13 protein-coding genes are annotated in these 13,953 nt (G+C 69.2%); 2 read left to right on the forward strand and 11 right to left on the reverse strand.

Annotation, left to right across the window (positions count from 1 at the left end):
- Positions 1–68: 68 nt before the first annotated feature.
- Positions 69–1,184 (forward strand): transaldolase, encoded by a 1,116-nt coding sequence (gene tal / locus LRG07_RS09995; protein ID WP_238642270.1) that lies wholly within the window; start codon positions 69–71, stop codon positions 1,182–1,184.
- A gap of 53 nt (positions 1,185–1,237) precedes the next feature.
- Positions 1,238–2,074, forward strand: a complete 837-nt coding sequence (locus LRG07_RS10000; protein WP_201170136.1) for a symmetrical bis(5'-nucleosyl)-tetraphosphatase — start codon at positions 1,238–1,240, stop codon at positions 2,072–2,074.
- An 8-nt stretch (positions 2,075–2,082) separates the two neighbouring features.
- Here the strand turns inward: LRG07_RS10000 and ampD are convergent, their stop codons facing one another.
- From ampD to ubiH, 11 genes are all read right to left on the reverse strand, one after another.
- Positions 2,083–2,646, reverse strand: a complete 564-nt coding sequence (gene ampD / locus LRG07_RS10005) for a 1,6-anhydro-N-acetylmuramyl-L-alanine amidase AmpD (RefSeq protein ID WP_238642271.1) — start codon at positions 2,644–2,646, stop codon at positions 2,083–2,085.
- A 78-nt stretch (positions 2,647–2,724) separates the two neighbouring features.
- Entirely contained in the window at positions 2,725–3,675 is a 951-nt protein-coding gene (locus tag LRG07_RS10010) for a carbohydrate kinase family protein (RefSeq protein ID WP_201170132.1), read from the reverse strand.
- A gap of 26 nt (positions 3,676–3,701) precedes the next feature.
- Complete coding sequence (gene gcvPB, locus LRG07_RS10015; RefSeq protein WP_201170131.1) at positions 3,702–5,168, reverse strand: aminomethyl-transferring glycine dehydrogenase subunit GcvPB; 1,467 nt, start codon at positions 5,166–5,168, stop codon at positions 3,702–3,704.
- A 2-nt stretch (positions 5,169–5,170) separates the two neighbouring features.
- Positions 5,171–5,668, reverse strand: coding sequence for a thiol peroxidase (gene tpx, locus LRG07_RS10020; protein WP_201170130.1), 498 nt, complete (start codon positions 5,666–5,668; stop codon positions 5,171–5,173).
- A 40-nt stretch (positions 5,669–5,708) separates the two neighbouring features.
- Entirely contained in the window at positions 5,709–7,091 is a 1,383-nt protein-coding gene (gene gcvPA, locus LRG07_RS10025; RefSeq protein ID WP_201170129.1) for an aminomethyl-transferring glycine dehydrogenase subunit GcvPA, read from the reverse strand.
- Positions 7,092–7,120: 29 nt separating this feature from the next.
- Positions 7,121–7,513 carry a glycine cleavage system protein GcvH gene (gene gcvH, locus LRG07_RS10030; protein ID WP_201170128.1) on the reverse strand — a complete coding sequence of 131 codons (393 nt, stop codon included), beginning with the start codon at positions 7,511–7,513 and terminating at the stop codon, positions 7,121–7,123.
- 55 nt (positions 7,514–7,568) lie between these two features.
- Positions 7,569–8,651 carry a glycine cleavage system aminomethyltransferase GcvT gene (gene gcvT / locus LRG07_RS10035; RefSeq protein ID WP_238633644.1) on the reverse strand — a complete coding sequence of 361 codons (1,083 nt, stop codon included), beginning with the start codon at positions 8,649–8,651 and terminating at the stop codon, positions 7,569–7,571.
- Positions 8,652–8,742: 91 nt separating this feature from the next.
- Positions 8,743–10,392: an iron ABC transporter permease gene (locus tag LRG07_RS10040; protein WP_238642272.1), complete on the reverse strand. Its 1,650-nt coding sequence runs from the start codon at positions 10,390–10,392 to the stop codon at positions 8,743–8,745.
- A gap of 5 nt (positions 10,393–10,397) precedes the next feature.
- On the reverse strand, positions 10,398–11,405 hold the full coding sequence (locus LRG07_RS10045) for a Fe(3+) ABC transporter substrate-binding protein (protein ID WP_201170124.1): 1,008 nt from the start codon (positions 11,403–11,405) through the stop codon (positions 10,398–10,400).
- A 93-nt stretch (positions 11,406–11,498) separates the two neighbouring features.
- The gene (locus LRG07_RS10050; protein WP_238642273.1) at positions 11,499–12,710 is read right to left on the reverse strand and encodes an FAD-dependent monooxygenase; all 1,212 of its coding nucleotides are present in this window, start codon (positions 12,708–12,710) and stop codon (positions 11,499–11,501) included.
- A complete protein-coding gene (gene ubiH / locus LRG07_RS10055; RefSeq protein WP_201170120.1) occupies positions 12,707–13,951 on the reverse strand; it encodes a 2-octaprenyl-6-methoxyphenyl hydroxylase in 1,245 nt (414 codons plus the stop codon). Before ubiH ends, LRG07_RS10050 begins: the two co-directional genes overlap by 4 nt.
- Positions 13,952–13,953 lie beyond the last annotated feature (2 nt).

Here is a 13,953-nt window from a genome sequence, read left to right on the forward strand (position 1 = left end):
TTTCCGTCCCCGGACCCCCTCGTTATACTGATCCAACCATCAGATAAACTAAGGCATTGAGAGGGGTCATGACGGACAATCCGCTTCGAGGGCTGGCCGGCGTCGGGCAGAGCGTCTGGTACGACAACATCCATCGCGGCATGCTGCCGGAGGAGCTGGAGCGCCTGGTCCGGGAGGACGGGCTGAGCGGCGTGACCACCAATCCGGCCATCTTCCAGAAGGCGATCGGTGGCACCGACGCCTACGACCAGGCCATCACCGAGGCGATCGGGCAGGTCGGCCGTGACCCGGAAGCGGTCTTCGAGGCGCTGGCCATGGACGACATCCGCGCCGCGGCGCGGGTCCTGCGTCGGGTTTATGAGGCCAGCGACGGCGTCGACGGCTACGTCAGTATGGAGGTGTCACCGGATCTGGCCGGGGATGCGCGCGGCACAGTCACGGAGGCTCTGCGCCTCTCCGCCGAGGCCGGCGAGCCCAACGTCATGATCAAAGTCCCCGCCACCTCGGCCGGCGTGGAGGCCTTCGAGGAGCTGACGGTCCGGGGCATACCGGTGAACGTGACCCTGATCTTCGGGGTCGAGCGCTACCGGCAGGTGGCCGATGCGTACGTGCGCGCCCTTGAGCGGCGCCGTCAGGCCGGGGATCCGGTCTCCGCGCCGGCGTCGGTGGCGAGCCTGTTCATCAGCCGCCTCGACGCCAAGATCGATCCGCTGTTGTCGGACGATGCGTCGGCGCCCGTGCCGCCCGTGCCGCCCGGGCAGGCGGCCATCGCCAACGCGCGGACCGCCTACTCGGTCTATCGGGAGATCTTCCACGGCGCCGGCTTCGCCGCCCTGGCCGAGGCCGGAGCGCGGCCCCAGCGGCTGCTCTGGGCTAGCACCGGGGTCAAGGGCGAGCGCTACCCGGAGACCTACTATGTCGAGGCGCTTGCCGGCCCGGAGACCGTCACCACCTTGCCGCCGGCCACCTACGAGGCATACCGCCGGGACGGCCAGCCGCAGGAGCGGATCACCGAGCGGCTCGAGCAGGCGCCCGCGGTGCTCGACGAGCTGCGGGCGCAGGGCATCGACCTCGACGGTGTCCTCGCCGAACTTGAGCGCGAGGGAATCGATGCCTTCGTCCAGGCCCACCGGGCCCTGCTCGAGGCCCTGGAGAAAAAGCTGCAGGCCGCCGCCGGGACGTGAGACCCTGACCCGCCGAGATCCCGTAGGCGTCATGCAGAGGAAGGAGGCTGCCATTGGCCACGTACGCGATCGGTGACATCCAGGGATGCTGCGACCCGCTCAAGCGACTACTGGAGCAGATCCGCTTCGATCCGGCGCAGGACACGATCTGGTTCGTGGGCGATCTGGTCAACCGTGGCCCGGACTCGCTCGGTGTGCTGCGCTTGGTGCGCAACGAGCTCGGCGATCGGGCGATCACCGTCCTCGGCAACCACGACATCCACCTGATGTCGGTCTGGAGTGGCCACGGCCGGCTGAAGAACGCCGATACCCTGCGCGGCACCTTGGATGCCCCGGACGTCGATGAGCTGATCGAGTGGCTGCGGCGCCGGCCGCTGATGCACGTCGACGAGAGCCTGGGCTACGCCATGGCCCACGCCGGCCTGCCGCCGGCCTGGAGCGTGGCCGAGGCGAAGCTGCGCGCCCACGAGCTGGAGCGGGCCCTGCGCGGCGACATCCCCCTCGACGACCTGATGGACAACATCTACGGCAACCGGCCCATCGAGTGGTCCGACGAGCTCGAGGGCTACGACCGGCTGCGCTTCATCACCAACGCCTTCATGCGCATGCGCTTCGTCGACGGTCAGGGTCGGCTGCTGCTGCGCGAGAAGGGTCGACCCGACCGTGCCCCAGAGGGGCACTACCCATGGTTTGTCGCCCGGAGGCGGCTGCGCGCCTCGCCGGATCCGGTGAAGCTGGTGACCGGGCATTGGTCGCTGCTTGGCTTCCACAATGACCACGGGGTGCTGAGCATCGACACGGGCTGCCAGTGGGGCAATACGCTGACGGCCGTGCGGATCGATGACGGCAGCGAGGCGGTGCATAGCCTCAAGTGTCCCGAGCACGCCTGAGCGGCGGCTCAGAGCGCCTTGAGCAGTCGCTGCCAGTCGAAGGCCGGCCCCGGGTCCGTCTTGCGTCCCGGGGCGATATCGCTGTGGCCGGCGATGCGATCCGGCTTGATCGCCGGGTAGCGGGCCCGCAGCGTCTGTACCACCGGGAGCAGCGTCACGTACTGAGCCTCCGTGAACGGAGTGCGCTCGTCGCCCTCGAGCTCGATCCCCACCGAGAAGTCGTTGCACTCGGGGCGTCCCCGGAACGACGAGCAGCCGGCGTGCCACGCGCGGCGGTGGAACGGTACGTACTGCGTGACATTGCCTTGGCGGTCGATGAGCAGGTGGGCAGAGACGCGCAGATCGGCGATCGACTCAAAGGTGGGGTGAGCCGCCGGGTCGAGCTGGTTGGTGAACAGCTCGTCGATCCAGCCGCCGCCGAACTCCCCGGGGGGCAGGCTGATGGCGTGGAGGACTAGCAGGTCGACGACGCAGCCAGGCGGGCGGGGGCCGTGATTCGGTGAAGGGCAGTGGCGGGCCGGGTGCAGGAGCCCTGTGGCGGGATCAATGCTGTAGCGTCCGCTGCTGGGCACGGGACGGCTCCGGCAACCGTTGACCGATGGCCCCCGCCGCCTGGCGGGGGCCATCAGATACCGTCGAAAGGGGTCGCCTCAGCGGCCGATGGCCACGTCGAGGCGGGTGCCGAAGGCCGACTCGTAGCGGCTCTTGAAGCTATCGGCGTCGATGGAGTGGTTCTGCGTACCGCTCTGCTCGACCTTGATCGCGCCCATCAGCGAGGCGATACGGCCGGTGGTCTCCCAGTCCAGATCGCGCAGCAGGCCGAAGAGCAGCCCGGCCCGGAAGGCGTCGCCGCAACCCGTGGGGTCGGCGACCTGGCTGATCGGTGCCGCCGGCACGTGGATGATCTGGCCGTTGGTGTAGATGTGGGAGCCCTCGGCGCCGCGGGTCACGATCAGCGCCTCGACCTTGTTCGCGATGTCCTCGAGCTCCATGTGGGTCTTCTCGGTGAGCAGGCGCGACTCGTAGTCGTTGACCGCCACCCAGGTGGCGCCCTCGACGAACTCACGCAGCTGATCACCGTCGAACGCCGGCATGGCCTGGCCCGGGTCGAAGATGAACGGGATACCGGCGTCGACGAACTGCCGGGCGTGCTTGACCATGCCCTCCGGGCCGTTGGGGGCGACCACCCCGACCTTGCCGCCGGCGTCGGTGGGGACGTCAACCTTGTGGGCGTCGCCCATGGCGCCCGGGTGGAACGCCGTGATCTGGTTGTCGTCCATGTCGGTGGTGATGTAGGCCTGGGCAGTGTAGTGCTCGTTGAGCGTGCTGATATAGCGCTGCTCGATGCCGTGGCTTGTCATCCAGTCGGCGTAGCTGCCGATGTCGGCGCCGACGGTGGCCAGGGTGAGCGGCTCCTCACCGAGCATCTTCAGGTTGTAGGCGATGTTGCCGGCGCAGCCGCCGTATTCGCGGCGCAGCTGCGGCACCAGGAACGAGACGTTCAGGATGTGGACCTGCTCCGGCAGGATGTGGTTCCGGAAGCGGTCGTGGAACACCATGATGGTGTCGAAAGCGACAGAGCCGCTGATAATGGCGGACATTGAATCCTCCTTGTCGTGGGTGTTCGTTAGCCTTCCCAGCGCAGATCGAGCTCACGCGCGGCCTTGACGTCGTCGAGCCGGCGCACGGGCAGGCGGTACGGAGCGCCCTTGACCATGTCGATGTTCTCGCGCGCCTCCTCGCGGATGCGCACCATGGCGTCGACGAAGCCGTCGAGCTCGCGCTTGGACTCGGTCTCGGTCGGCTCGATGAGCAACGCCTCGGGCACCAACAGGGGGAAGTAGGTGGTCGGCGCATGGTAGCCGAGATCGAGCAGGCGCTTGGCGAAGTCCATGACGTTGGCGCCGAGCTCCTTGGCCTCGTGCTTGAGGCTGACGATGAACTCGTGGCTGGCCCGGCGCTCCGGGTAGGCCACGGTGAAGCCGGCCTCGCGCAGCCGGGTCATCAGGTAGTTGGCGTTGAGCGTCGAGTACTCGGCCACCCGGGGCATGCCCTCGCGGCCGAGCATGCGCATGTAGGCGTACGCGCGCAGCAGCACCCCGGAGTTGCCGTTGAAGGTGCACAGCCGGCCGATGGAACTCGGGCAGTCCGTCTCGGTGAGCCAGCGGTAGTGATCGCCCTCCCGGGTGACCCGGGGGATGGGTAGGTAGGGTAGCAGGCGCTCGCTGACGCCCACCGCACCGGCACCCGGTCCCCCGCCGCCGTGGGGCGTGGAGAACGTCTTGTGCAGGTTCATGTGGATGACGTCGAAGCCCATGTCCCCGGGCCGCGCCTTGCCGAGGATGGCGTTGAGGTTGGCGCCGTCGTAGTAGAGCAGGCCGCCGGCCTCGTGGACGGTGGTGGCGATCTCCTCGATGCGCCGCTCGAAGACCCCCACGGTCGACGGGTTGGTGAGCATGATCCCGGCGGTCTGCGGTCCGACGGCCGCCTTGAACGCCTCCATGTCGACGTCCCCGTCGGCACCGGTGGGGATCTCGCGCACCTTGTAGCCGCACATGGTGGCAGTGGCCGGATTGGTGCCGTGGGCCGCATCGGGCACCAGGATCTCGGTGCGCCCGTCGTCGCCGCGTGCGTCGTGGTAGGCGCGGATCATGGCCACACCGGCGAACTCGCCCTGGGCGCCGGCCATCACCGACAGCGTGACATCCTGCATGCCGGTGACGACGGCCAGATCCTGCTGGAGCTCGTGGATGCAGGCCAGGAAGCCCTGCCCCGTCTCGTCGGGCGCCAGCGGATGGCGCTCGAGGAACTGGGGCAGCATCGCGAGGTTGTTGGCACCCCGCGGGTTGTACTTCATGGTGCAGGAGCCCAGCGGGTAAAAATGGGTGTCGATGGAGAAATTCTTCTGCGACAGCCGGGTGTAGTGACGCACCGTCTCCAGCTCCGAGACCTGCGGCAGTTGAGGCTGGCGCTGGCGGCGGAAACGGCGCGGGAGGCTGTCAGCCCCCGGCGCCTCCTTGGGGGCCTGGGCGTAGGCACGCCGGCCCTCACGGCTGATGTCATAGATGAGCACAGCTTCGGACTCCTCAGTCATAATCACAGGGCGCGCTGCACGTCGTCGTAGTCGGGTTCCTCGGCGATCTCGGGGACGAGCTGCGTGTACACCACCTGCCCGCCGTCATCGATGATCACCACGGCCCGGGCGCACAGGCCCTCCATGGGGCCCTCCTCGATGCGCACGCCGTAGTCGCGGGCGAAGGCCGAATCGCGCATGGCCGAGAGCATCACCACGTTGCCGACGCCCTCCGCGCTACAGAAGCGCTGCTGGGCAAAGGGCAGATCGGCGGAGACGGTGGCGAAGGTGACCTCCGCATGGCTGCGGGCCAGCTCATCGAAACGCTTGGCCGAGGCGCTGCACACCGGGGTGTCGAGACTCGGCACGATGTTGAGCACCAGCCGCCGACCGGCGAAGTCGCCCAGTCGGTGATCCTGCAGCTCGCTGTCAACCAGCCGGAAATCCGGGGCTGCCGAGCCGGTGCCCGGCAGCTCGCCGCAGGTACGGAACGGGGTGCCCTTGAGGGTGACGGTGGCCATGGCGCGATACCTCCTCCGCGACGATGCGCGGTTGTGGGGCTCAGGCGCGGGCGCGCTGCCCGGTGTTGCGCAGGGCATCGGCCAGCGCCGCAGCGAACCGGTCGATCTCCTCGGAGGTGCGGGTCTCGGTGGCGCAGACGAGCAGCGCCGGACCCCACTCCGGGAATTCCTGACTGAGGTCGTAGCCACCGAGTACGCCGCGGTGGGCGAGCGTCGGCAGGACCTCCTCGGCAGGCGCGGGGATCCGCAGCGGGACCTCGTGGAAGAAGGGGCCGTCGAAGAGCCGCTCGACTCCATCGATGGCTGTCAGCTTCTGTACCAGCTCCCGTGTGCGCTCGTGGCTGACCGCCGCCACGCGGGCGAGCCCCTCGGCACCGAGCAGGGACAGGTGCACGGTGGCCGCGGTGACCATCAGCCCCTGGTTGGTGCAGATGTTGGACGTCGCCTTGGAGCGGCGGATGTGCTGCTCCCGGGCCTGCAATGTCAAGGTATAGCCGGTTCGCCCGTCGGCGTCGACCGTTCGCCCGACGATCCGGCCGGGCAGTTGACGCACGTGCTGCTTGCGCGTGGTCATGTAGCCGAAGTATGGGCCGCCGGAGGCCAGCGGGATGCCCAGCGGCTGCCCCTCGCCACAGGCGATGTCGGCGCCTTCGCTGCCCCACTCGCCGGGTGGGGTCAAAAGCGCCAGAGCGACCGGGTTACACACGGCAATGACCAAGGCGTTCAGACCGTGGGCCCAGTCGGTCAGGCGGTCCACCTCCTCGAGGGCGCCGAAGAAGTTCGGCTGCGGGACCACCACCGCGGCGAAGGGTTCGTCCTCGAAGCGGCCGAGTGCCTCGGGATCGATGCGCCCGACGGTGTCGTCCAGGGGCGCCTCAACCAGCTCGATGCCCTGGTTGGCGACAATGGTCTCGACCACGCGCCGGTAGTACGGATGCACGCTGCGCGGCATCAGTACCCGCTTGCTCTTGGCCTTGCGGTTGGCCCGCACGGCCATGAGCACCGCCTCGGCCAGCGCGGTGGCGCCGTCGTAGAGCGAGGCGTTGGAGGCGTACAGCCCGGTGAGCTCCGACATCATGGTCTGGAACTCGTAGAGCAGCTGCAGGGTGCCCTGCGACGCCTCGGCCTGATACGGCGTGTAAGCGCTGTAGAACTCACCGCGGGTGGTGATCTCCCAGACGGCCGCCGGAACGTGGTGATCGTAGGCGCCGGCGCCCACGAAGCAGGCCGGCTGCACGTCCTGCGCGGCCCGGCGACGCATAAGCTGCGTCACCTCCATCTCGTTCATCCCGGCGGGGATGGCATCGATGGACGCCTTACGCAGCGATTCGGGGATTTCGTCGAAGAGATCCTCGATCCGCTCGACGCCGATGGCGTCGAGCATCTCGCGGATCTCCTGCTCGGTATGCGGTACAAACGGCATCGTTCGGGTCCCGTGTTAGCGGACGGGTTTCAACCCTCGTCGGCCACCAGCTCCTGATAGGCGGCGGCATCCAGAAGACCGTCGATCTCACTAGTGTCGGCGGGCTGGATGCGCATGATCCACCCATCGCCGTAAGGGTCGGTGTTCACGGCCTCGGGGTTGTCGGCCAGGGCCTCGTTGCCCTGGGTGACCTCGCCACTGATCGGGGCGTAGACGTCGGAGGCGGCCTTGACCGACTCGACCACCGCGCACGCCTCTTCGGCCTGGACCTGGCTTCCGGCCTCCGGCGGTTCGACGAAGACCAGGTCGCCCAGCGACTCCTGGGCGTGCTCGGTGATCCCCACCGTCACGCTGCCATCGGCTTCCACGCGGACCCACTCGTGGTTGCGCGTGTACTTGAGGTCTTCAGGTACCTGACTCATGGGATGCGTTCCTCGCAATTCGGGGATGAATTCGCGTCTGAAAGCCGTGGAAGGGCTAGACGCATACCTTACCATGGCGGACGAAGGGCGGTTTGACACGCCGCGCGGCGGCCTCGCGGTTGCGGATGACCACGCGGAAATCGCCCTCGGCGTCGGCGGGGATGCGGGCCAGTGCGATGGGCCCGCCGAGGGTCGGCGAATGGGCGCCGCTGGTGATCACCCCGTCGCCAGCGTCAGTGCGCACGACGTAGCCCGCGCGGGCCGGGGCGCGACCCTCGACCACCAGGCCGATCAGGCGCCAGGCGACGCCCTGGCGGTGCTGCTCCTCGAGTGCCGCACGGCCGACGAAGTCGCGATCCTCCGGGGCCCACGCCACGGTCCACCCGAGCGCGGCCTCCAGCGGCGTGGTCTCCTCGTCCATCTCGTTGCCGTTGAGGTTGAGTCCGGCCTCGAGGCGCAGGCTGTCGCGGGCGCCGAGCCCGCACGGTTGGGCGCCGGCCTCAGTCAGCCGATCCCACAGAGCGGGGGCCTGGTCGGCCGGTAGGATCAGCTCGAAGCCGTCCTCGCCGGTGTAACCGGTGCGCCCGGCAAAGACCTCACCCACCGTGGCCGCCTGGAACGGTTTACAGGCCAGCGCTGCGGCAGCCTCATCGCCGTAGAGCTGCTCGAGCAGGGAGGTCGCCCGCGGCCCCTGGACCGCGACCATGGCCAGGTCGTCCCGGGCCTCGGCGGTGACGCCGGCCTGCTGCGCCTGTTCGAGCAGCCGCGGGCGGACCTTCTCGCGGGTGGCGGCGTTGGAGACCACGCGGTAGGTCTCCTCGTCGCGTAGGTAGACGATCAGGTCGTCGACGACACCGCCGCGCTCGTTGAGCAGGCAACTATAGAGGGCTTGGCCGGGGCGCCCGTCCAGCTTGGCGACATCGTTGGCCAGCTGTTGGCGCAGCAGGCCACGGGCAGCCGGGCCGGAGAGGTCGGTGACGGCCATATGGGAGACGTCGAACAGGCCGACGTCGCTGCGCACGGCCTGGTGTTCGGCCAGCTGAGAGCCGTAGTGAAGCGGCATCTCCCAGCCGGCGAAATCGACCACGCGGGCGCCGGCGCCCACGTGTCTATCGTAGAGCGGAGTTCTTTGCGGCATCTCTGGAATCGGTCGCTAGGGTGGCGAAATACTATACGCACAAAGTCCGATAAACCCAAACGAGGGGCCCTGAGGCGCCGGGTGCCGGGCCCTAGTGACCGCGGATCGTGCCCCGTACGAGCAGGATCACCGGCAGCAGCCCGACGCCGACCAAGGTAATCGCCGGCACCGCCGCCCGCTCCCACACGCCCTCGGTGGTGAACTCGTAGATGCGCACCGCCAGGGTATCCCAGCCGAAGGGTCGCAACAGCAGGGTGGCGGGCATCTCCTTCATCACGTCGACGCCGACGAGCAGCAGTGCGGTGAGTAGCCCCGGGGCGAGCATGGGCACGTAGATCCGGCGGATCACCTCGCGGTCGCCGGCGCCCAGGCTTCGCGCCGCATCGCGCAAGACCGGACGGACCCGCTCGAGGCTGCTGTCCACGGCGCCGTAGGCGACCGCCATGAAGCGCACTACGTAGGCGAGGATCAGGGCGAAGATGCTTCCCGCAAGGAAGGTGGTGCCCAGTCCGCCCCAGGGGCCGACCAGGCTGGCTACCAGGTGATCGAGCCAGGTCAGCGCCAGCATGATGCCGACGGCCAGCACTGCGCCGGGTAGCGCGTAGCCCAGGGTCGCGGCGGTGACCGCGCGCTGGGTCAGCCGGTCCGGCTGCACGCGGCGGGCATAGGCCAGCAGCAGTGCGATCAGCACGGTGAGCACTGCGGCGCTGGCGCCGAGGGTGAGGGTGTTCTGGATCAGCGACCAGTAGGTGCTGTCCAGATCCTCGAGGCGCCGGGAGGCCCAGATCAGCAGCTGGATCATGGGTAAGACAAAGCCCAGCGCCAGAACGGTGCCGGCTGCCGCTGTGGCCGCCCAGCGGCGCCAGCCCCGCAGCTGGATGCGCTCCAGGTGCTGGGTGCCGCCCTGGGAGAAGCGAGCCCGGCCGCGGGCCCGGCGTTCGACCCACAGCCCGGCGAGGATGATCAGCAGCAGGATGGCCGCCAGCTGCGCGGCGGCGTTGATGCTGAAGAAGCCGAACCAGGCACGGTAGATGGCCGTAGTGAACGTCTCGAAGTTGAAGATGGCTACAGCGCCGAAATCGGCCAGCGTCTCCATCAGGGCCAGGGCCGTGCCCGCGGCGATGGCCGGCCGGGCCATGGGGACGGCCACCCGGAAGAACGCCGCCCACGGTGACAGCCCCTGGATGCGGGCGGCCTCCAGGGGGCCTCGGCCCTGGGCGAGGAACGCCGTCCGGGTGAGCATGTAGACGTAAGGATAGAAGACCAGCGCCATGACCAGCACCACCCCCGGTGCCGAGCGCACCGAGGGTAGTTCGAAACCGGGGCCGATGAGCTCCCGCAGTCCGGTCTGCAGCGGGCCGGCGTACTCGAAGAAGCCGATGAATACGAAGGCCAGCACGTAGGCCGGAACCGCCAGCGGCAGCATCAGGGCCCAGTCGAAGAAGCGGCGCCCGGGGAATTCGCAGACCGCCGTCAGCCACGCCAGGCCCACGCCCAGGACCATTACGGCGCTGCCGACGCCAAAGATGAGGATGGCGGTGTTGCGCAGGATCTCGGGCAGCAGCGTGTCGGCCAGGTGGCGCCAGACCTCGTGATCCGGGTTCAGCCACGAGAACAGGGTCACCAGGATGGGCGTGAACAGCAGGCCCCCGGCGATGACTGCGAAGACACGCCAGGGGCCGATGCGCTGCCAGAGTCGGCGCAGCCTGGGGCTGCGCGCCGCGCTCGTGAGCGAGACCACGTCGCTTACCGGTACCCGGCCCGATCCATCAGCATGGTGGCCTGGCGCTGGAGCCGGCCGGCTTCGCTGACGTTGATGGTATCGGGCTTGAACTCGCCCCACCCGGCGACGATGGGATCGAGTTCGACGCCCTCCACCGCGGGATACTCAAGGTTAATGGCGGCGAACTGCTCCTGGGCGTCATCGCTGGCCAGCCACTCGAGCAGCTTTTGGGCCTTCTCGGGGTTGGAGGCGTGCCGGGTTACGCCGGCCCCGGACACGTTGACGTGGACGCCGTGGCCATCCTGATCGGGCCAGAAGACCTCGACCGGGAAGTCCGGGTCATCGCGCAGGATGCGCCCGAGGTAGTAGGTGTTGGTGATGCCCACGTCGCACTGGCCGGCCTCGATGGCCTCGAGGACCGAGGTGTCGTTGGAGAAGGGTGAGGTGGCCAGGTTGTCGACCCAGCCCTCGACGATGCGGGCTGTCTCCTCCTCGCCCTCGTGGTGAAGCATCATGGCCACCAGAGACTGGTTGTAGACTTGCTGCGAGGTCCGCAGGCACAGCCGTCCCTCCCACTGGTCGTCGGCCAGGCCGGCGTAGGTGTCGAGTTCTTCGGGATCGACCCGCTCGGGGCTGTACATGATGGTGCGTGCGCGCACGGACAGACCGAACCAGCGATCCTCCGGATCGCGCAGGTGCTCAGGGATGCGCTCGCGCAGCTGCGCCGAGTCGAGGCTGGCGAGCAGGTCGTTCTCGGTGGCCTGGTGCAGGTTGCCGGCATCCACGGTGAGCAGCACGTCCGCTGGGGTGCGCTCGCCCTCGGCCTTGAGCCGCTCCATCAGCGGGCCGGCGTCATCGGTGACGAAGCGCACGGAGATCCCGGTCTCTTCGGTGAAACGCTCGAGAATGGGGCTGATCAGGTGATCCTGGCGCGCCGAATAGACGGTCAGCTCATCGTCACCGGTGTCGCACCCGGTTACCAAGACGGCTCCTGCGACCAGCGCGGTCACGACGGGGATTCGACGGGACATGGGTTCTCCCTGTGTTTGGTCCATGACAGCGATCGATGATAATGATTCTTGTTTCTGGCTGGCAAGCGTCTTGTCACCCTGGACCGGAATTCGTTATACGCCAGGTCCGCGGGCGAGCTCCGGGAGGTCGCCGTGGAGGCCCATCAGACCGGTCATCAGCGCCTGTCGCAGGCGCGGCAAGCGGGCCGCGATGCGTAGCCCCGTGCCTCGCAGCAGGGGCAACGGCGCTGCCTGCGCGCCGAAAAGCCACTGGGTGATGTCCAGACCGTTCTGCATGCGCGCGTTGCTGCCCCGGCGACGCCGCTCGTAGCGACGCAGCGGGCCGATGCCGCCCGGATCGCGCCCGGCCGAGTGGGCCTCCAGGACGCACTCGATCAGCGTGGCGGCATCCAGCAGGCTGAGGTTCACTGCCTGCGCGGCCAGCGGGTGTACCGTGTGGGCCGCATTGCCGACCAGCGCCAGTCGCGGTCCGATGTAGCGCTCCGCACGCCCGCGGATCAGCCGTTGTGCCTGGCGGGCGGATGACGCCTCGATGCCGCCGAGCAAGGCGCCGCTGGCGATCTCCAGCTGATGGTGAAACGAGCTGCTGTCTGCCTCCAGAAGCCGCCGAGCGCGCGTCCGGGGTACCGGCCAGAGCAGGGCTGACTCGTGCTCGTCGAGGGGCAGCAGGGTCAACGGCTCGTCGCCGCAGAAGCGCTGGCGGACGGTGTGCCCCGGGGGGCGCTCGGTGCGGATCCGGGCGATCACGGCGTCCTGGCCGTAACCGGCGCGGCGCCAGCGGATACCCGCCAGCCGGCGCAGGGGGGAGTTGTCGCCGTCGGCGGCCACCAGCAGCCTGGCGGTCAGCGCCTGCCCGTCCTCGAGGTGAATGGTCAGCCGCTGCCGGTCGGCGGCGATGTCGCGGACAGGGCCCGTGGCCAGGCGGCGCGTCTGCGGTAGGGCGTCGAAGAGCTCGCGCAGGGCGCGGTCAATCACGCCCCGCTCAACCACGTGCCCGAGGCGCGTCTCGCCGACTTCACAGGCGCTGAGGGTCAGGTGAGCCGCGGCGTTGCAGTCCTCCAGTTCCAGCGCCTCGATCGGGTAGGTGCGGTCCCGGGTGATGAAGGGCCAGCCACCGAGATGGCGCAGGACCCGCTCGGAGACGATGTCGATCACCGAGTGCCGGGGCTCGCTCCCCGGTGCCGGGGCCGCACAAACCTCTGCGGCATCCAGCAGGGTGACCGCCAGGCCGCCTCGAGCGAGTCCGACGGCGGTCGCCAGCGCCGACGCGCCGGCGCCCTGGATGATGACGTCCGCTTCCTTCACGACGGGTCCTCCCCGGTGGCCTCCGGTGGTCGGCAGGCGGCGACCGGCAACGGGCCGACCCGCCCGGCGCCGGTGCGCAGCAGGGTGCGCCGCATGGGGGGGCAGCGCTGCAGGGCGGCTAGTCCGGCACTGCGCGCCAGCCGCAGCAGCGGGTGGGCTGACCCGAAGCCGCTCACCAGGGTGTTGGTAAAGGCCCGCGTGCGCAGGAGATCCTCGGAGCGTCGCCGGACGTAGGCCCGGAGCAGCGGTTCGGCGCCGGGGTCGCCGCCGCCGGCGCGGCTGTCGCCGATGAGCTCGACCAGCGTCGCCGCGTCGCGCAGAGCGAGGTTGAGGCCCTGTCCGGCGACCGGGTGCAGGGTATGCGCCGCATTGCCAAGCAGCAGCACCCGGCCGGTATACGGGGTCGGGGTGTAGCGTTCCACCAGCGGGTAGGTGAGGCGGTGACCGCAGCTGCGGAAGGGGCCCAGGCGGTAGCCGAAGGCCTGTTGGAGGGCGGCCAGGAACCGCGCATCGTCGCCGTCGCGGTAGGCCTCGGCGCGTTCCGGCGGCACGGACCAGACGATGGCGCAGCGCCCCTCGGCGATGGGCAGCAGCGCCAGGGGGCCGGCTCGGGTGAAGCGCTCGAAGGCCCAACCCTGGTGGTGTCGGGCCGGCGTCACGGTGGTGATCACCGCGCTCTGGCGGTAGTCACGGCTGTGCACCGAAAGTCCGGCCAGCTTGCGGGTCTGGGAATCGGCTCCGTCCGCGGCGACGAGCAGGCGCGCGCTGAGCCGTTGCTCACCGTCGGTCCCGGCCGAGGTCACCCGGACGCGATCGCTGCCCTGTTCCACGGCCTGCACCTGAGCGGGACTGATCAGGGTGATGCGCTCGTCGGTTTCCAGACGCTCGCCGAGGACGGTGCCCATCTGCCGGTTGGCGAGCAGCCAGCCAAGCGCATCCACCCCCTCTTGCCCGGCGTCGAAGTGGACGAAGCCCCAGCCGCCCTGCTCCGATACGTGGATGTGTCGGATCGGGGTGAGCACCGACCGCACTGGTTGCCACAGCCCCCAGGCGTCGAGGATGTAGCGGCTGGAGGGAGCGAGGGCCGTATGGCGTTCATCGAAACTTGGCTGTGCACCATGATCCGCTGGGACCGGCTCGATCACCGCCACGCGCAGCCCGGCCTGGGCCAGCCCGCAGGCCAGGGCGCCGCCGACCAGGCCGCCGCCGGCGATGATGATGTCGTAGGGCTCGGTCTCCAACG

This window comes from Halorhodospira sp. 9622 (genome assembly GCF_022228025.1).
Classification (GTDB): Bacteria; Pseudomonadota; Gammaproteobacteria; order Nitrococcales; family Halorhodospiraceae; genus Halorhodospira; species Halorhodospira halophila_A.